13 protein-coding genes are annotated in these 18,870 nt (G+C 61.6%); 6 read left to right on the top strand and 7 right to left on the bottom strand.

Going from position 1 to position 18,870, the window contains the following annotated elements:
• The first annotated feature begins 34 nt into the window (after positions 1 to 34).
• Complete coding sequence (locus ABIB99_RS39995) at positions 35 to 1,426, top strand: hypothetical protein (protein ID WP_354181165.1); 1,392 nt, start codon at positions 35 to 37, stop codon at positions 1,424 to 1,426.
• Positions 1,427 to 1,428: 2 nt separating this feature from the next.
• Here the strand turns inward: ABIB99_RS39995 and ABIB99_RS40000 are convergent, their stop codons facing one another.
• The gene (locus tag ABIB99_RS40000) at positions 1,429 to 2,652 is read right to left on the bottom strand and encodes a glycosyltransferase family 4 protein (protein ID WP_283018488.1); all 1,224 of its coding nucleotides are present in this window, start codon (positions 2,650 to 2,652) and stop codon (positions 1,429 to 1,431) included.
• Positions 2,653 to 3,617: 965 nt separating this feature from the next.
• On the opposite strand from ABIB99_RS40000, the gene ABIB99_RS40005 reads away from it, so the two are divergent.
• Entirely contained in the window at positions 3,618 to 7,979 is a 4,362-nt protein-coding gene (locus ABIB99_RS40005; RefSeq protein WP_063986644.1) for a hypothetical protein, read from the top strand.
• A 60-nt stretch (positions 7,980 to 8,039) separates the two neighbouring features.
• Here the strand turns inward: ABIB99_RS40005 and ABIB99_RS40010 are convergent, their stop codons facing one another.
• From ABIB99_RS40010 to ABIB99_RS40035, 6 genes are all read right to left on the bottom strand, one after another.
• A complete protein-coding gene (locus ABIB99_RS40010) occupies positions 8,040 to 8,777 on the bottom strand; it encodes a class I SAM-dependent methyltransferase (protein ID WP_063985219.1) in 738 nt (245 codons plus the stop codon).
• A gap of 128 nt (positions 8,778 to 8,905) precedes the next feature.
• Complete coding sequence (locus ABIB99_RS40015; RefSeq protein ID WP_354095951.1) at positions 8,906 to 9,475, bottom strand: serine O-acetyltransferase; 570 nt, start codon at positions 9,473 to 9,475, stop codon at positions 8,906 to 8,908.
• A gap of 13 nt (positions 9,476 to 9,488) precedes the next feature.
• Positions 9,489 to 10,943: a lipopolysaccharide biosynthesis protein gene (locus ABIB99_RS40020; protein ID WP_063985221.1), complete on the bottom strand. Its 1,455-nt coding sequence runs from the start codon at positions 10,941 to 10,943 to the stop codon at positions 9,489 to 9,491.
• A 48-nt stretch (positions 10,944 to 10,991) separates the two neighbouring features.
• Positions 10,992 to 12,044 (bottom strand): acyltransferase family protein, encoded by a 1,053-nt coding sequence (locus tag ABIB99_RS40025; RefSeq protein ID WP_063985222.1) that lies wholly within the window; start codon positions 12,042 to 12,044, stop codon positions 10,992 to 10,994.
• A gap of 88 nt (positions 12,045 to 12,132) precedes the next feature.
• Positions 12,133 to 13,485 (bottom strand): hypothetical protein, encoded by a 1,353-nt coding sequence (locus ABIB99_RS40030; protein ID WP_028152415.1) that lies wholly within the window; start codon positions 13,483 to 13,485, stop codon positions 12,133 to 12,135.
• Between the two features lie 5 nt (positions 13,486 to 13,490).
• Entirely contained in the window at positions 13,491 to 14,681 is a 1,191-nt protein-coding gene (locus ABIB99_RS40035) for an acyltransferase family protein (RefSeq protein WP_354181170.1), read from the bottom strand.
• Positions 14,682 to 15,043: 362 nt separating this feature from the next.
• On the opposite strand from ABIB99_RS40035, the gene ABIB99_RS40040 reads away from it, so the two are divergent.
• The 4 genes from ABIB99_RS40040 to ABIB99_RS40055 all read left to right on the top strand — a co-directional run bounded on the left by ABIB99_RS40040 (position 15,044) and on the right by ABIB99_RS40055 (position 18,852).
• Positions 15,044 to 16,429, top strand: coding sequence for an O-antigen ligase family protein (locus ABIB99_RS40040; RefSeq protein ID WP_063985223.1), 1,386 nt, complete (start codon positions 15,044 to 15,046; stop codon positions 16,427 to 16,429).
• Positions 16,430 to 16,468: 39 nt separating this feature from the next.
• A complete protein-coding gene (locus ABIB99_RS40045) occupies positions 16,469 to 17,119 on the top strand; it encodes a hypothetical protein (RefSeq protein ID WP_063985224.1) in 651 nt (216 codons plus the stop codon).
• Positions 17,120 to 17,263: 144 nt separating this feature from the next.
• A complete protein-coding gene (locus ABIB99_RS40050; protein ID WP_063985225.1) occupies positions 17,264 to 17,905 on the top strand; it encodes a transglutaminase-like cysteine peptidase in 642 nt (213 codons plus the stop codon).
• A 419-nt stretch (positions 17,906 to 18,324) separates the two neighbouring features.
• The gene (locus ABIB99_RS40055; protein WP_245328480.1) at positions 18,325 to 18,852 is read left to right on the top strand and encodes a hypothetical protein; all 528 of its coding nucleotides are present in this window, start codon (positions 18,325 to 18,327) and stop codon (positions 18,850 to 18,852) included.
• Positions 18,853 to 18,870: the final 18 nt, after the last annotated feature.

Genomic DNA, 18,870 nt, shown 5'->3' on the forward strand with positions numbered 1-18,870 from the left:
ATCCCGCCATGTTCTTTCTCACGCATTGCCAGACATGATCAGCCTGCTCGCATTCGGCAGCTATATCTACCAGAGTGCGTCCGCGATCATTCTGATCTTCGCCGTCAGCCATATCCTCTCGCCGGCCCAGTACACCTCGTTCTCGCTGGCGCTGGCGACGAGCCAGTTGTTCTGCGTCTTCGTGTTCGAATGGCTGCAACTGGCCGGCGTTCGTTTCCTCGCCGCAGCTTCCGGAGAAGAGGCCGCGCGCCTGCGGTTCTCGCTGTTCAGCGCCGGGCTGCTCAGCACGCTGGTGCTGCTGCTCGTCGGCGGCGTGGCGGGACTGCTGGGCACGCTCGAGACGAGCGTCGTCGCCCTCGCGCTGGCGATGGCCGTGCTGCAAGGCGCCACCGACCTCTATTTCATGATCGTCCGCGTGTCCGACCGGCTGGGGACCGCGTCCGTCCTCCTGATCCTGCGTGCCAGCGTGCTTCTGGCCGGCGCCGTCGCCGGCGCGCTGCTCCACGGCACGGCTGCAGCGACGCTGTGCGGCATGGCCGCGAGCTACGGCGCGGTGCTTCTCCTGAGCCTGGTCGTGCATCGCACCTCGCTACGGCGCGCGTCGCGGCACGCCATGCTAACCGATTGGGGCAATTTCTGCCGCTACGGCATCATGGCTGCGGCCGCCTCCGTCATTCATCTCTCCGTACCCGTCACCTTGCGCCTGATCGTGATCGCCACGCTCGGCCGGGCGTCGACCGGAGCGGCCGGCTTCTCGATGGCGATCGACCTTCTGCAACGACCGTTCTCGGTCCTGGTGGCCGCCATTCACACCGTCTGCTATCCCAATGTCGTGGTCCAGTTCGAGCGCGGCGTCGACGGCGAAGCGCGCAAGGCCACCGCCCGCATGCTCGAATTCATCCTCTGCGCGACGATCGTGATGCTGGGCGGGCTGATCGGCCTCCTGCCCGACGCGGCGCATCTGTTCGTGCCCGCCGATCTGCTGGTCGATTTCCTCAACGCGGCGCCGGTCGCGGCGATCTTCTACTTCCTCCACACCCACCTTCAGGCCACGCTCGCGATCGTGCCACATCTGACCAAATCGGCGACGAGGCTGGTGGTCGTCGCCGCGTGCCAGCTGCTGCTGGTGTCGGCGGCGTCCTCGATCGGCGCGTTGTTGCACATATCGGTGGCGGGACAGATCGCGAGCGCGGCCTTGGCCACCGCCCTCATCATCCTCTTCGCCAGCGGTCCGCTGATCCGGTTCAGGGCGGCGCCAAAGGTGTTGCTGATCCTGGAAGCGACCGTCGCGGCCGCCGCGATCGCGATGCTCGCGGCAGCTCCGTCGGACTCCCTGACCTGGCTCGCGGGAAAGATCGTCTTTGCCGGCCTCGCCGTCGTTCTGGTGACGTGGCGAGGCGATCTGCTGGCCTCGGCACGCAGTTAAGATCAGGCCTTCACCGCGTGAGCCAGCGCGTTGCCGCTGGTATCGCCGGTCAAACCGTAGATCCTGAGAGTCTCGTCGACCATCGGCCCGACACCGAAATATTGTTGGGCGCGCGCAAGAGCATTGCGCGACAGCGCGGCGCGCATCGCGGGGTCGGCCACCTTCTCGAGCGCACCGACGAGCGCGTCGACGTCCTCGAACGGCACGATGAAGCCGGTCTGGCCCTGGATGATCTGATCAGTCGCGCCGCCCGCCGGAGTCCGGACCGGAACGAGGCCCGTCGCCATGGCCTCGGCAACGCCGAGCGGAAATCCCTCGAACCGGCTCGGCAGCGCGAACACGTCGGCGGCCCAGAGAATTTCGCGGACGTCGCCCATGAACCCGAGGAACTTGAAGGTGTCCTTGTCCTTCTCGCCGGCGAAAGCGAACGACTTGATTTCCTTCTCGCGCTCGGCTCCGCCGCTGCCGACAAAGTAGCATTTGATGTCGATCGGCGGAGAACTGGCGCCGTCGCGGATCTTGCGCGCCGCCTTGATGAGGAGGTCGTGACCCTTCACCCAGGCGAGACGGGCCGCCAACAGGCACATGAACTCACCGTCGCCAACGCCGAATTTCGCGCGCGCATCGCGGCGCTCGGCATCCGAGGGCGGGCGGAAATGAACCGTGTCGACGCCGCCATAGACCTTGGCGATCCGGTTCTTGCCGAACAGCACGTAGCGGCGCAGATGCCGGAGCGATTCCTCCGACATCAGAATGAGGGTGTGGGGAAAGAAGAGGTTGAAGAACAGGACCTGGACCGGGCTGAAGGTCGATTGCGGCGCATTCTGCACCTTCTCGATGTTCCCGAGCACCGAGGGATGATAGGTCGCAACACAGCGCGCGCCGGTGAGCAGCGCGAGCAGCCTGCCCCACATCAGCATGCCCAGCCCGTGGACGTTGATCACCGTGATGTTGTTCTTCCGGATCAGCTTCAACAGCTGCATGAAGATCGACAGCGAGGGCAACTTCCGAAGTCCCGGAATGACGTGCCATTCCTTGACGGCCGCCGCCAGCTTCTGACGCTTGTATTCAGACTTGTCGTCCGAGCGCACGGCACCGGAGACCAGGTGGATCTGCACGCCCCGGCCATGCAATCCCGTGGCCAGGGTCTCGCAATAGGATGCAATCCCGTCATTGCAATTCACGACCTCAACCAGAAACATGACATTCGGGGCGGGATCTTGCATGGGAATGGCCTTACTCCGTTCAATCGACGACATTTCGGTCAGTGCTTAGCGGCAAATTCCATGCCGTGCCAGCGGTTTGCCCGCAACAGCATTGCGCGCCTAACATATTGACGTTGCGGATCTGCGACACTCCGCCCCGGCACTGCAGACGACGTCCGAAGTCCGCTTCTCGGGTTCGCACCTTCCGCCGGAAGTCGGCGTTCCCTTCAAATTCCGCAAGCAACGCCCGGTTGAAACGTCCCCCGGCCCCTTGCCCGCCGGGTCCGCGACCGATTGTCCCGCCGTCAACGCACCGATCGCCGCACCTCGTGCACACAGATTGGACCTCTCATCTGGTCGGCGTCGTTCGTTCGACTGGCCCTGCACATCAACGAGGCGTTTCTTCATCGGCCAAAGACAGACTCGATATCCTTCTGCATTGACGTCGACACGATGTCGCAGCGACCAGGAGAGAAAACAAAACTCCGGTGGCGAGTTCCATAGATTTACTTTCTCGCTTCCCGACTGCACGCGGGAAAATTTGGAAGCGCGCTGCAAGCCTTCAACGCCCGAACAACTGTCACATTCGAAGTTCGATCGATATTTTTTGCGGTCGTGACTCGCAGGCAACTCGATCCGCCCACGCCACAGGCTTAACGGCGCTTAACACAACAGATTCGAAGCAAGGCTGCTCGCGCGACAAGCAAATGCGTTTCGATTAGGCACCGGCACAACATCGATCGAACATCGTCGTTGCATCGCCATTCGAACGTCACGCTGCAAGCACATTGCCGTGGTCTTCATCGATCAATCTCAGTCCACGCAGATTCGTGCGCTGTGGGCGTCGCGCAGGAAGCGTCGGTGAGAAAATCTCCGGGTGCTTCCATTTTTACCGATCTCACCAACTCGAAAAACAGAGATTGGCCGATACGACAGACGCAGGCGGCACCGAACTCTCGCGTTTCAGAAAAGGCTCCGAAATACCGATGACTACCGCATCACCAGATCAGACGATCCTGTCGGCGAGCACCTTTGTCAGTTCCATCGGCGTCAATGTTCACGTTGGATATTCCTGGGGCGCCTACGACAACCTCGCCCTCGTCGAGGACAATCTCAAATATCTCGGGGTGACGAAACTGCGGGGCGGACTCGCCACGAGCCCGGAAGCGCAACCGATCGTCGAGGGACTTGCGAAGGACGGTTACAAATTCGACCTCGTGGTTCCGTCGGGCGTTCCGGCCGGCGGCGCGGCTGCGCTCCAGTCTTATTTGGAATCCGTCAAGGAGTTCGCGGCCAGCCATCCCGGCAGCGTCATCGCGCTGGAAGGCCTCAACGAGGTCAACATCCAGGGCTTCAGCTATAATGGGAGCTCGAGCGTCTCGGCCGCAGCGCAGTTCCAGGCTGTCTATTACAGCGCCATCAAGGCGGACGCCGCGCTCAAGGACATCCCCGTCTACAATTTGTCGATCGGCTATAATGACTCGGCCGACTACGCCAATCTCGGAAACATGTCGGGATCGACCGACTACGCCAACTCTCACGCCTATGTCAGCACCGGCCTGACACCCGAAACCGCCCTCGAGCAATTGCTCGGTAACGCCACGTCGGTCACCGGCGGCAAACCGGTCGTGATCACCGAGACCGGCTATACGACCAAGAGCGATACCCCGTATGTCGGCGCCAGCGAGAACGTACAGGCGAAATCGATCCTGAACACGCTGGTCGATGCCTACAAGGACGGCGTCAGCACCACCTATCTCTATCAACTGCTCGACGCCTCGGCGAGCAACGACCCTACGGATCCCGAATCGCACTGGGGCCTGTTCAACGCCGACGGAACCCCGAAGCTCGCGGCGACCGCGGTCCACAATCTGACGACGATCCTGGCCGACGACGGCAAGGGCGGCCACACGCCGACTGCCTCGCTGAACTATACGCTCGACAACATGCCGGCGAGCGGGAACAGCATGGTTCTCGGCAAGAGCAACGGCGCCTATGAGCTCGTGGTCTGGGCGGAACCCAAGGTCTGGAACGACGCCACCGACACCGAGATCGCGAATCCGACGATATCGGTTACCGTCAACCTGGGCAGCGTCCACCACCTGATCAACGTCTATGACCCGCTAAAGGGCAGCTCGCCGATCGCGACCTACACCGATGTCAGCCAGATCGTGGTTCCGATCACGGACCACCCGCTCATCATCGAGATCGACGCTCCCGCAGGAGGCGGCACTGCACCGCCCGCCGTGACCGACGTCAGCGGAACCGCCGCCGACATCGTATCGCAGATGTCCGACCTGAACGCCTCGGGTTCGCTTAAGACCATCACGCTCACCGACACCCACGTGCTTCCGGTCGCTTCCAATGCCACCATGGAGTACATGATCTCGCATTACGGGAAGGCGCTCGCAGCCATCCAGGGCGGCTACCAGTTCTCCGTCACCAACTCGACCGACACCTGGAGCGTGACCAGGGTCTACGACTCCTCCGCAAAGCTTCTGTCGACCAGCACGTCCAACTTCACCGACGGCGTCATCACCAGCAAGGTGACGCTCAATACCGACGGCTCGTCGGAGAACATCGCCTATACCGGCGGCAAGATGGTGCGTGACGTCACCGTCTCGGCGATCGGCGACAAGGACACCAAGACCTACGATACGAGCGGCAATCTCACCGCGGATCTCGTTCAGAACAAGGACGGCTCGTCCTCGAATACGCTCTATTCGAACGGCGTCAAGACCAAGGTCTACGTCACCAATGCCGACCGCACCCACGACAACTACTATTACAACATCACCGGTCAGTCCTATACCACCGAGCACGACCAGCTCGACGCGGGCGGGAGGCTTCTATCAGTCGTCCGGATGCATGCCGACGGCTCGATGGCCTACAGCCAGGTCTACAACAGCGACGGCAGCAAGGTTACGACCCAGTACGACGCCACGGGCCACAAGACCTCTGTCGTCACCGTGACATCGACGGCGACCAGCACCGATTTCTACACCACAGCCGGCGTTCTCAAGCAGACCGTCGTGCAGACGACCTCCGGCAACGTGACCACCACGAACTACAATGGTTCGCTGCTGGTGTCCGTCTACGTCGTCAACGCCGACGGCTCGAAGGACTCCAAGCTGTACGACGCCAAGGGCGTCATCGCGAGCGACGTGGTCCAGAACGCGGACGGCTCGTCGTCGACCACGCTCTATACGGCAGGCGTCAAGACCAAGGCCTACGTCACCAACGCGGACGGCAGCCGCGATAACTATTATTTCAACATCACCGGCCAGTCCTATACCGGCGAGCACGATCACCTCGACGCGAGCGGCAAGCTGCTGTCGGTCAGCCGCACCCATGCGGACGGCACCATGGCCTACAGCCAGGTGTTCAACAGCGACGGCAGCAAGGTCACGACCCAGTACGACTCGACCGGCCACAAGACCTCGGCCGTCACCATAACGTCGACGGCCACCACGACCAATTTCTATACCACCGCGGGCGCGCTCAAGCAGCAGGTCGTGCAGACGACCTCCGGCAACGTGACCACGACCAACTACAACGGCTCGCTGCTGGCGTCGGTCTACGTGGTCAACGCCGACGGGTCGAAGGAATCGAAGCTTTACGATTCCAACGGCCTCATCGCGAGCGACCTGATCCAGAACAAGGACGGCTCGTCCTCGAACACGCTCTACACGGCCGGCGTCAAGACCAAGGTCTATGGCACCAATGCCGACGGCAGCCACGACAACTACTATTACAACATCACCGGCCAGTCCTATACCAACGAGCACGACCACATCGATCCGAGCGGAAAGCTGCTTCTGGTCAGCCGTACCCATGCCGACGGCTCGATGGCCTATAGCCAGGTGGTCAACAGCGACGGCAGCAAGGTCACGACCCAGTACGATTCCACAGGCCACAAGATCTCGGTCATCACCGTCACGTCGTCGGGCACGACGACCGACATCTACGATGCATCGACCGGCGCATTGAAGCAGGAGATCTCCAAGACGAACTCCGGCGACACCACAACGACGAACTACAACGGCGCCAAGCTGGCGTCGGTCTACGTGGTCAACGCCGACGGGTCAAAGGACACCAAGCTGTACGATTCCAGCGGGATCATCGCCAGCGACCTGGTCCAGAACAAGGACGGTTCGTCCTCGAACACGGTCTACTCCGCCGGCGTCAAGACGAAGCTCTATGTCACCCATGCCGACGGCAGCCATGACAACACCTTCTACAACATCACGGGCCAGAGCTATACGACCGAGATCCAACACCTCACCGCCGCCGGCGCGCTTACGGCCCTGACCCGCCTTCATGCCGATGATTCGCTTGCCTACAAGCAGGTGATCAATAGCGACGGCAGCAAGGTCACCGACCTCTACGACAGCACCGGCCACAAGATGAGCGAGATCTTGAATGCCGCCGATGGATCGACCACGACGGACACGTACAATTCGTCGGGAGCTCTGGTCCAGGACGTTCACAAGACGGCGGGCGGCGACGTGACGACGACAAACTACGCGAACGGATTGAACTCGTCGATCTACGTCGTCAACGCCGACGGTTCCAAGGAAACGAAGCTGTTCGACGGCAGCGGCAGCCTCACCAGCGACTACGTGCTGAACAAGGACGGCTCCAACTCGACCACCGTGTTCACGTCGGGCGTCAAGACCGCGGTCTACGCCAATAACGCCGACGGCTCGCACGACAACACGATCTACAACATCACCGGCAAGAGCTACGTCACGGAGCAGCAGCACATCGACGCTGCGGGCAAGATGACCTCGATCATCCGTTCGCACGCGGACGGCACGCTCGACTACACGCAAGTGGTCAAGTCGGACGGCAGCAAAATCTCCGACGTCTACGACAGCACCGGGGTCAAGACGACCGAAACCATCAACAACGCCGATGGAACATCCGACGTCTTCAAGTTCAAGGTCGCCGGCCTGCCGGGCGCCGTCGAGCACGACAGCTACAATACCAGCGGCTCGCTGCTCTCGATCGACGTCCTCAACACCGATGGGACCCACGCCGTCACGGCGGTGACTGCGGGACTGACACTGGCGGGCGGCAGTGGCAACGATATCTTCTCCGCGGCGCCGGGCACGACCACCGTCATGTTCGACGGCGGCAACGACCAGATCAAGAGCTTCCACGCCGGAACCGCGGCGAACCACGACACGATCGAAATCCTGAAATCACTGGTGGCCGACTACAGCCACCTGCAGATTTCGCAATCAGGGTCCGACACGCTGATCCAGCTCACCTCGGCCGATTCCATCCTGTTGAAGAATGTGAATTCGACCACCCTGGATCACGGCAACTTCCTGTTCGTCTGATGCCGAACCAGCTGGCAGGTGCCCCCTGCCAGCTGAAATAGGAAGACGGGTGAAGCAACGTCAGTGCGGCCGCGCGGGTGTGGCCGCACCGATGAAGATGATATCCTCGGCCAGCAGCGGAAGCCGCCGCAGCAGCATCGACTTCAGCTTTCCGGCGCGCATGAAGGTGGCCATCTTCACCTCGACGGGCGCATAGCCGGCGTCGATTGCGACCTTGGCGATGGTGTAGGGCGTGAAGAAGAACCGGTGATCGCTGTTGATCGTCTCGACGTTCTTCAAGATGCCCTTGATGTTGCCACCCCTGAAGGCGTTCGGAACGGTGATCACGATCTGATCGACGACGTCGCCGTAATTCTCCCTGAAGCGCGACAGGAACGAGACCGGATTCGGAATGTGCTCGACGACTTCGCCAAACACGGCGATGTCGAACTTCCGGCCGGATATTGCCTCGATCTTCTGGCCGGACGTCACGTCGCCCGCGACCATGTTGTCGAGCCCGGAAATCCGCGACGCCTCCCGCACCGCATCCGCATCGATGTCGACGCCGACGGTGTATTCGGAACACTCGGTGATCAGGCCGTGCAGCCAGTCCCGGTTGTCGATCTTTCGTTTGATGAGCGGCAGATGATCACAGCATCCGACATGCAGGACTCGCTTGCCCCGACAGATGTCCACGAGGACGTCGCATCTGTATCTGACGTCGCCGTCGCCCCGATACTGCACGACGATGGTGTCTTTGAACTTCGAGCCGTCGAGATAGGGATAGACCTGCGAAAAATCGGTAATGATCGACGACATGGGCTTGCTTCCTGTGTCCGAGACGTTTCCAGACACAACTATACATGGCAAGCAATCAGAATTGTGACCGGGTTGAACCGGCGGACCAACCGCGGATCGCCGGAACCTCGCCGTCGGTTCGCGGCCGGTCAGGCGCGCAGGCGACCTGGTGCTTCGGAGCGCACGATCCGCGCAGGTGCTCCCGCGGCGACGGAATGCGGCGGGACGTCACGCGTCACGACCGCGTTGGCGGCAACGTTTGCTCCCGCACCAATCGAAGTCGGGCCAACGATCACGGCACCGGTGTAGATGACGGCGCCGTCGCCGATGGTCGGGCAACCCGGTTCATCCCAGGCACGCCGGCCGAGCGTGACGTTGTGATAAAGCATCACGGAACGACCGATCCGCGCCCCCTCGCCGATCACGACGCCGGTCGGATGCGGCAAGATCAGCCCTGGACCGATCTCCGCGAGAACCGAGATGTAGCAGCCGCGCCGCATTAGCGCCCGCACGAGCAGCCAGGTGATCTGATGTCCCCAGCGTGTCTGGAATCGCAGCATCCTGGCGATGCGCCAGGTCGTGATCACGGCAAAGCCCGGGCTCGTCAGCATGGCGACGAAAGCGGCACCAACACCGGACCTGCCGGTGTTTGCCATCAGGTCCTCGCGCCACGGAAATCCCGCCTGGGACTTGCCGCTCATTCCCTCAACTGATGACATCAAACGTTCTCTACTAACCTGCCGAGGAGACATTCGCCTGGATCGGCGGAACCGAGCCGCCGAGCAGCGACTGCATGCTGTTCCAGATACGACGCCTGAATATCACGTAGCTGCCAAGCACGATCAGCGCATAGACGGCCGTCGCCAACAGCCAATGTGACAGGCTTGCGACGTCTGCCTTCGTGGCGACGAGCGCACACAATGCGCCGAGCGCGGTGGCGACGGTGGCCGGCATCAGGGCGCCCAACAAAGAGGCATAGGAGATCGCGCAGTTGCGGGCTCCAATCATCAGCATCAGGACGCAAACGAGGATCGATACGATCAGGTACACGACCGCCACGGCCGTGAGCCCGAACGGCAACGCCACGACAAAGGCAAGGATCATGCTGGCACTGTTGGCGGTGCTCACCCAGAACTGAAGCCGGGCCTTGTTGTGAGCCAGCAGAATCGGCCCGGCATAGGCCGCAATCGACTGTGCCGCGCCTGCGGGCGCGAGGATGGCAATCAGCGGCAGGACTTCCTGCCAATGCGGCGAGAGGAACGTCGCAACGGGATATTTCAGCCCGAATGTCAGATAGATCATCGCCGGGAATGTGATCATCGCGGTCATGCCGAGCACCGCGCAGATCGCCGACCGGCGCCGTTCCTGTTCCCGTTCGCCGTTCATCCGGCTCAGGGTGGCCATCAGAACGCCGCCGCCCGGCCACGACAGGATCATCAGCGGAAGCGTCATGAACTGGAAGGCGAGACCGAACAGGCCGACCGCCGCCGCGCCCAGCTTGGCGCCGATCATGAGATTGCCGACGTTTCTCGCAGTGAAGTTGAGGACGTTCGAGGCCAGCACCCAACCGCCGAACGACAGCATCAGCGCGACGCCGCGCCATTTGAAGGACAGATGGATATGGCGCCTGGTGTTCACATAGAAGGCGACGGCGCGCACCGCCTGCATCAGGACATAGTATGCGATCAGCGCCCAGATCCCCCATCCGAGCAGGGCTCCGGCCACGCCCACCGTCGCGGAAGCTAGAGCCGCGCCGGCCTCGATCAAGGCGATGGTCTGATATTGCAGGGAGCGCTCCAGGACCGCGCGCGGCCCCATCGCGGAAATGGACAAGACGACCGAACCGGAGAGAGCAGCCAGCACGGACGGCAGCCCCTGCATGTCGACGGCAGCCCCCAGCGGTTTCGAGGCGGCGGCCAGCACCAGGGCACAACCAATCCCGATCGCGACCATCAGAGTCGTCGCCGCGCCGGCTTCCTCCCTGGTGAGCGACGTCCGCTGGATCATCGCGCTCGACAGCCCAAGGTCGGTCAGCATGGAGATGAAGGCGATGAAGGGCAGCGAAAACGCAACGAGCCCGAATTCCGTGGGCGTCACGAAATAGGTGATCAGCAGCGTGATGAGGAACTGAACGGCCGACTTCACGACGTTCACGCTCGACATCGAGAGCAGATTCTTGATGATCATGACATCTCTCGTACGTGATCCGGCTGAAACGATTGCGAAGGGATGCGCTCAGGCGACATAGCGAGCTTCACGGCGCACTCCGAACAACAGGCCCCGCAGCACCGGATCGAGCAAGCGGCGGAGTCTCACTTCGATCAGCTCGTAACTGACCGTTCCCGCTATCAGCGCGGCAATCAGGCCGAGGCCCGCGAACCCGGCCCAGAGGAGCCAGAGATTGACGCCATGCGCGGCCAGCTTCACTCCGATGACCTGCAACGGAAATAGCGCGAAAGGATGGACCAAATAGAGGCTATAGCTGATCTTTCCGAGGAACTGTAGGAATTTGCCGCTCAAAGCGGCGGCAATACCGGAGTCCGGAGCAAGGACCATTCCAAACAGCAGCGCGCCCGGCAGCAGCCCGACCAGCGGATGCGCATATTCGATCGACACGTACATCGCGATCCCGCAAAGGATGCCCGCCAGCAATCCGGGCCAGCCGACGACGCGGATTCGCAAATCGATCAGGCTGAACAACAGCCCGACCAGAAAGAACGCGGCGATCGGCCGAAAGGCAATGCCCGCGAGACCGAGCAGGATGAACGGCGCCGCCAGCAGCCAGTTCCTCCGCCGCACCAACATCACGAAGATCACCGCGAACAGAATGTAGAACGCCCATTCGTAGCTCAGTGTCCATGCATTCTGCTGGCCGATCGGCAATCCCAGCGCGTCCGGCAGGAACGCCAGATTGACGAAGAACAGCTTGAGATAGGTCGGCAGGTCGATCCCCTTGAAGAACTTGTAGCCAACCAGGGGGCCTGCCGTGAACAGGATCAGGTGCAGGATCACGAACACGGGCAGGATTCGCAGGGCGCGATCGAGAAAGAACTTCCCGACGCTGCGGTGACGCATCAGGCTCGCCGGAATCAGGAAGCCGCTGATCATGAAGAACAGCTCGACCCCGTGCCCGCCCATGTTGACCGTCGCTTCCAGCCACGGCCAGATCGGAGGCAGGAAGCCCGCCAGAAGCGGCATGTCCTGAAGATGGACGATCAGCACGGTGAGCGCGGCGACGCCGCGCAGCCCCTGGATCGCCTCCACGAAATTCTTGCTGTCTGCGCTCACCGCCGCGATCCGATATCAAGACGAAGGAAAGTTGCGGACCAGAGCCCGTGCTGCGCATTGCAGCTCATTGCATGCGGCAACATCGCGATCATGCCGGCCGAGAGACCAGATCGTCGACGTCAGGCGCGAGCGGCACCGCGTCCGCGACGGTCTCGTCACGTCTCTCTCGGGCGAAGACTTCGCTGAAGGCGACGCCGAGCATGATCAGGCCGCTTGCGGGACCATAGGCCAGAACCGTGATGGTGAAGAGGTTCATGGCGACCGCGAAAGACAGCTTGTAGATGTCCCTGGTCCTTGCGACCGCGAGGATGACCATGACCATGAACAACACGAAGATCGGCCCGAACATCAGGTAGGTGCCGAGGTAGAAATTATCCACCGGAACGTAATAGCTGAGCTTGTTCGAGAACAGCAGCTGCGGATAGTTGAAGCAACCGAGGCCGCAGCCGGTGAAGAAGCCGACCGGCATGAGCTCAGCCATGTAGACGAACGGCAACTGCCAGCTGTTGTTGACGCGGTCCTGCAGGCTGAACAGGCCGCGCGACATGCTGACAAGCCCGTTGCCGGAGAACAGGGCGATCAGCACCGCAGGCACGAGGATCGACAGGAACGAAAGCAGCGCCATGCGCCGGAGCATGGGAAACTTCTCACGCTCGGGAACGAGGCGAACGATGATCAGGCAAGCGATGTAGATCACCATCACGCCGAGCGAGGTCTTGTTCGTGGTCAATTTGATGGCGTAGAGACCGATGGGCGCCCAGAACAGGCACCACAGCAGGCTCCGGCGCACCGAGCTGATCGTGAACGAAATGAACACGAAGAATGCGGCCATCGTGCTGTCGGCGGCAAGTCCGGCGAGGCGCGTCTCGGACGCCGACCACCACAGCCGCGTCGCCTGCCGCGTCGTGCCGAAAGTCTCGTAGGCATATCCCACCCAAGGCAACTGCATGCGGGACGACAATATGATCCCGACGATCGTCAGGTAGAAGATCGGGTGAAGCCACCGCAGCAGTCGATCGTAGTCGCCGAAATTGCGCCCGCAGAAGCAGAAGCCGACGAACACCGGCGCGATCATCTTGAACGACGACATCATGCCGCTGAAATAGCCCAGGAACACGTATCCGAGGTAAAGCGCAAAGCAGATGTAGAACAGCGTGAGGATCGCGACGAGGTTACGTCCCATCAGGACGTAGCGCTGCACGAAGGCAAAAATGCAGACCAGCGCGAAAATGTCAGGCAGGAACCACAGCGGGCTGATCTTGAGAACGGCCAGATAATAGCGCAACGCGCCTGCGAGCGCATCGCGGTAGAAATAAAGCAAGAGCGCGATTGCCTCGAGACTGAAGAATGCACTGCCCTCCTGCTGGTGATGCCGGGGCAAGGCCACCGGATCGACCATGCGCCAGTCCGACCTCGGTAGAGCCGAAGAGCTGCTGGACATGCCCGTCACTCCGCCGCGACCACAGCGGGAACGGCGCGGCGATTGAAAAGCCGAAGCACGAACCGCGACCCCGGCATCTCGACCCAGAGGTAGGTGAGGTTGGAGAGCACGAGCACGGCGGCCACGAAGACGGCGAGCAGCAGCGAGGCTGCCAGTCCGGGAAGAATGTTGTCCACGATTTGCAGGCGCCCGGTGCCCACGCCACGCGCGAAGTACTGGATGAGGACAAGTATCAGCGCATGCGTCATGTAGATCGAATAGGAGCGCTTGCCCAGCCAGACCAGCGGACGGACGGACAGCAGCCTCGGCAGGAGCCGCTCCGGAAACGCCATCAGCGAGCCCAGCAGGGCGCCGAAAACGATCGGCGCCACGAAGCTGAGCCGTTCGTCGAAGCCGACGACTGAAACCAGCACGATGGCGACGACGGCCGCGCCGATCTGGCAGGCCGACTGAACGAAGGGGCTCACTGAACGACCTTTTCCCGAGACGAAACGAAGCGTGAGCACGCCGACGAAGAAGCCCAGGAAGCATCGGGTGAAGGCGTTGGTCTGGAAGTCGAGCGTTTCATTCTTGAGCACGAAGATAATGAGAGCCGCGCCCATCACGGCCAGCACGGCGCTGAAAACATAGACGAGCTTGATGTAGCCAAGGCGCTGCGACAGGACGACGACGGCGCCAAACACGAGATAGGTGTAGAACTCCGCGCTGATGCTCCAGCTCGGGCCGTTCCAGCTCAGATAGTCGAGCACGCCCATAGCATGGAGCAAGAACACATTCGCGACAAACGAGTACACATTGTTAACCTGGAGATCCGCCGTCTCGTTGGTCGAGAAGTGCAGCAGGTCCAGTTCGGTGAGCGTGAGCCGCATCAGCCGAAACGCCAGAAAGGCGAACAGCATGACGATGTGCAGCGGATAGATGCGTGCGATACGACGCAAGGTGAACGTTCGGAAGTCGAACCCGCTGAATTCGGACTGAACATAGCTCATCGAAATCACGATGCCGCTCAACACGAAGAACAAATCGACGAAGAGCCAGGAATTGTGAAAAAACGCGACGTCGATCCAGGCGCGATGAGGTAGCGCAGCGGCGAGCGGATCCGATCCGACGAAGTGATGGACGACCACGCAGAGGGCGGCGAGGCCACGAACGCTGTCCAGCGGAACGTAGTGCGCCTTTGTTTGATGAGCTAGCACTTGATAGAGGCTCTACGATTCGACCAAAGCGAAATGCTGCGGTGCAATATAATGCCTCCACCGGGTGGTTTATTCAACTGAAAAGAGCCGCGAAGCGCCGATCTCGACCAGGACAGTGCACGACAGATGCGGCAGCAAGACGCCGGTCGGCATCTTTGCTCCGACGACATGCTCATAGACTTCAATTCAGCTTTCGTGAGGCAACGGGCATTGCGTTTGGAACAGATCAGGGCTGCACGCGCGAGCTGCGGCCTTGTTTGCAATGTTGCGAATGGCCATCAACGACCTAGCCTCGCATTAACTTGATCTCGCGCGAAGTTCTGATAGCTCCATCGCGGCTGAGTTGAATGACAGAGGGGCCTTTGGGCGCGATATCGCGATTTTTCGCCACAGCCGTGTTTGTGCTGGCGCCACTTCCGCTCGGATCCCTCGACCTCGCGTGGATTTGCTTCTGGAATTTTCTGCTCGTCTGCAGCCTGCTGACCGCCGATCTTTCGGCCGTGAGCCGTCGCAATGCCATGTTGCTCATTCCATTGGCAGTGGCGATCGCGGCGGTGGTTGTCATCGTGGCGTTGCAAACGTGGAGCGATCCGTCCAGTGAATCAGCAGCGGTCTGGGAACTGCCGCGGCGTTTTTTCGGCCTCGTGTTGCCTGACCGCCTCTCGGTCACCGCACGCGGAACGTGGCTGGCGTTCGGATCGGTCTTGCTGCTGTCGCTCGCCTTCACGCGCGCCGTGATTCTTGCAAGCGATGCGGGAGCCGCACGTTCGCTGCTACGCATACTGGCATGGGCGGGATGCCTGTATGCATTGTACGGAATTCTGGCGGAGCTGATCGCACCGGACATGGTGCTGTTCAGGCAGAAAGAAGCCTACCTGGGCTTTGCCACAGGGACCTTCGTCAATCGAAACACGGCGGCGACGTTCTGGGGCAGCTGCGCCCTGCTGTTTCTGGTGCCGCTTCTGCGCACCATGCACCGCCAGGAAGGCGGGCCGCCGGAACAACCGGATTGGCGATCGCGGCTCGAGCAAATCCTCTCCGCGCCGGTGGCGCTCGGTGCGGGATTCGCGATCTGCACGATCGCGCTTGCCATGACCGGATCGCGGGCGGGTCTGCTGCTGTCGGTTGGCACGTTCGTGCTGGCCATCATCCTTTATCTCGTGCCGCTCGAGCTCGGCAGATCGCGGAAGTGGCTGGTCCTCGGCGGCTCAGCGGCAGCAGGGCTCGTGCTCTTGCAGCTCGTAGGCGGCCTCGTGGCGGGGCGAATCGTCGAACACGGGCTGGTCGATCCGCAGCGGCTTGCTGCGTACCAGGCATCATTGGGGATCATCGCTGATCATCGGCTGCTCGGTGTCGGGCTGGGCAATTTCGAAGCTGTTTTTCCCGCCATCAGACCCGCAACGCTCGGCAGTCTCGGCATCTGGGACCGCGCTCACAGCACGCCGCTGGAAATTGCCGTCGAATTAGGCATCCCCGCCTTCGCCGTCATCGCGCTGGCCTGCCTCTGGTATCTTTACCATCTGTTTACCGGAAGCTTGCGCCGAAAACGCGACCGCTACATACCCGTGATCGGCGCCAGCGTCGCTGTATTGGGAGTTGCACATAGCTGCATCGATTTCTCGTTGCAGATACCCGGTTACGGCGTGTTTTTCGCAGCCATCGTCGGGTGCGGCCTCGCGCAATCGCTACCATCACAGATGCGAAAAGAACGTGGCAAATCCGTGCAAGTCGAGCTAAAGTCAAATTAATTGAAGTTTAAAGCCAAATTGATTGAAGTGGGCAGGGCAATGAGCTGGAATTCTGGTAGGCGCTTCACCGTGGTCGTCGGAGCGCTGGCAATTTTCGCCGGAATGCCGGCAGCATTCGGCGCAACGGGCGTCAGCTCGGGCTGCGTTGCCAACACGGGCGTTGTTTCAGCCGAGCGCGCCACCGACTTTCTGGCCAATCCCGGCGGGCTGCTCGACCAGTTCAAGGACGGACAAGGCGGCCTCGCCTCGGCTGTGCGCGACCTTCTGACCGCGCGTCCCGAGACAGTCGATGGCATTGTCTCGCTGGCGAAGGCCAGCAGCACCGATCAAAGCCGCGCCATTGGCGCTGGTCTCGGCACCGCCGCTTCGGTTTGCGTCCTGTCGCAGCCCGGCGTTGCCCAGCTGATCCAGGAGGCGGTTCTCAAGACCGAGAATCCCGACCTGATCCAATCGTTCACCAGCATCACCGGCGATATCCCGACCGAAGCGACCAACGGCGCCGATCCGACGGGCGAGACCACAGCCGGCGGCGGACCTGGTTCGACCGCGGCGGAGGCACGCGGTGGCGGAGCAAGCTCGACCGCACCCACGGTCGTGAACCAGAGCGGGCCCGGTGCGGCGTCACAGACGCAGACGCTGTTTGCGGCGACGTCGACCGCCGTTCTGACCTCGGTAAGCCCGTCGCGCTGACGGCTGGAACCGTTAACCACCCCTCCCAGGCCGGTCCCGTGACCGGCCTATTTAGCTACAATTGTAAATTTCCGCGGAACCAAAGCTCAAATCGTTTGTGAGATACCCGTAGCGTCAAAAAAGAAAACGCGAGACGGGGATGTCATGAGCTGGATTATCAAATCGCTGGTCGCGATCGGGATCGCGTCGACCGGCACCGCCGCCAAGGCCGAGATGTTGAACGACAGTTCGCTCAATCAGGCGAAGAGCGCGTTCATCCGCGAGTACGACAATGCGCTCGCGCCGCTGCAATTCGTCAAGTTCTGCATGAACAACGACGGCGAATGCGCGAGCGACGCCGCCGACCGGACACTGCCTTCGGGCGACCGGGCGATGAGCATGCTGCGCGAGGTGAACAGCTCGGTCAACGCGTCGATCACACCGATGCAGAAATCGACCAATCCGATGGTGGCGCGCTGGAGCCTTTCGCCGTCCGCCGGCGATTGCAACGACTACGCGGTCACCAAGCGTCATCAACTGATCGAGATGGGCTGGCCCAAGTCGGCACTGCGCCTCGCAGTGGTCCTGACAAATGGCGGCCAGGGCCATCTCGTGCTGGTGGCGCGACTTGCCGACGGCGACTTCGTCCTGGACAATCTTTCCGCTTCGGTGCGCCCCTGGAACGCCGCGGATTACGAGTGGATCTCGATGCAGTCCGGCGGAAATCCGCGCTTCTGGGTCGCGATCGGCGAGCATGGCGAGCGCCTGCGCGCCACGCGTCTCGCGATGTTGCGGACCTCCGAATAGACCGCGCGAAGTTTCGCTCTACCGCCCTCAATCGCAGGTTGCGACAGGCGCGAGGCGATGGTCTGCCAGACCGTCCCTCGCGCCTTTGCCTTGGCATGGTGCTTGGCCTTGGCATGGCGCTTGCCTAAAATTCGTGCTTATCGCATACGAGCGCGCGCAACCATTCGCCGAATCCGCGCCTGATCGCAGCAAGAATTTCGTTCATGCGAAACGGGGATGCAGAGCGGGCAAGTATGGCAATTTGGTCCGTACTGGTTTATATTTTGCGCCGCACAAGAATTTGACATAGTTTTGGGTCATCAAGGACCTAGGGCCTAAATCCATACGTCATCGCTAGTTTGCAACGAGATATGAGCGCGATCCTAATCAAACTCGATAGCTTGTTGCGTGGCTCCCTGCCGGTTTTACGGATCGCGGCAGTGATCGCCGTTGCCGTGTCTGCGACGCTGTCGGCGCCGGCACAGGCTCAATGCGTCGATCGCGCCGAACGAGCGCCGTCGTCCGCGGTCAGCGCATTCGTCTCGGACCCCTCGGTTTTGTTGCGACAGTCGAAGAACGACAGGGACAAGCTTTCGGGCCGGCTCACCGGATTGCTGGTGACCGACATAGCCGCGCTCGATCCGGTTCGGGACATGCTGCGCCAGGCGAGCCAGGCCGACCGTGTCGCAATCGGCGCCGGGCTTCACCGTGCCGAAGAGCGCTGCATCGCGACCAAGCCCGACGTCGCGCGCCGGATCAGCGAATTCGTTGCCAAGCTGCACGACGGGTCCGTCCTCAAAGGATATCTCACGGATCAGGACGCCGCGGCTGCGCCCGTTCCGGGAAGCCCGGCTCCCGCCACGGCCAGCAATGCACCGGCGGGTCCGGGTGCAAGCGCCGGTCTGATGTCGGGTGAGTGGAAGACCGAACTCGCCGACCCGTTCAAACCCGTTCCCCTTCCCGAGTGACAACCTCAAGATTCCCAG

It is taken from the genome of Bradyrhizobium sp. LA6.1 (assembly GCF_040547805.1).
Lineage (GTDB): Bacteria > Pseudomonadota > Alphaproteobacteria > Rhizobiales > Xanthobacteraceae > Bradyrhizobium > Bradyrhizobium barranii.

What these genes read in the sequence shown, in the direction of transcription:
- ABIB99_RS40010 (WP_063985219.1), bottom strand. Translation starts at nt 8,777, where the DNA reads ATGTCGTCGATCATTACCGATTTTTCGCAGGTCTATCCCTATCTCGAC.
- ABIB99_RS40020 (WP_063985221.1), bottom strand. Translation starts at nt 10,943, where the DNA reads ATGATCATCAAGAATCTGCTCTCGATGTCGAGCGTGAACGTCGTGAAG.
- ABIB99_RS40005 (WP_063986644.1), top strand. Translation starts at nt 3,618, where the DNA reads ATGACTACCGCATCACCAGATCAGACGATCCTGTCGGCGAGCACCTTT.
- ABIB99_RS39995 (WP_354181165.1), top strand. Translation starts at nt 35, where the DNA reads ATGATCAGCCTGCTCGCATTCGGCAGCTATATCTACCAGAGTGCGTCC.
- ABIB99_RS40000 (WP_283018488.1), bottom strand. Translation starts at nt 2,652, where the DNA reads ATGCAAGATCCCGCCCCGAATGTCATGTTTCTGGTTGAGGTCGTGAAT.
- ABIB99_RS40045 (WP_063985224.1), top strand. Translation starts at nt 16,469, where the DNA reads ATGAGCTGGAATTCTGGTAGGCGCTTCACCGTGGTCGTCGGAGCGCTG.
- ABIB99_RS40050 (WP_063985225.1), top strand. Translation starts at nt 17,264, where the DNA reads ATGAGCTGGATTATCAAATCGCTGGTCGCGATCGGGATCGCGTCGACC.
- ABIB99_RS40030 (WP_028152415.1), bottom strand. Translation starts at nt 13,485, where the DNA reads ATGTCCAGCAGCTCTTCGGCTCTACCGAGGTCGGACTGGCGCATGGTC.
- ABIB99_RS40015 (WP_354095951.1), bottom strand. Translation starts at nt 9,475, where the DNA reads ATGTCATCAGTTGAGGGAATGAGCGGCAAGTCCCAGGCGGGATTTCCG.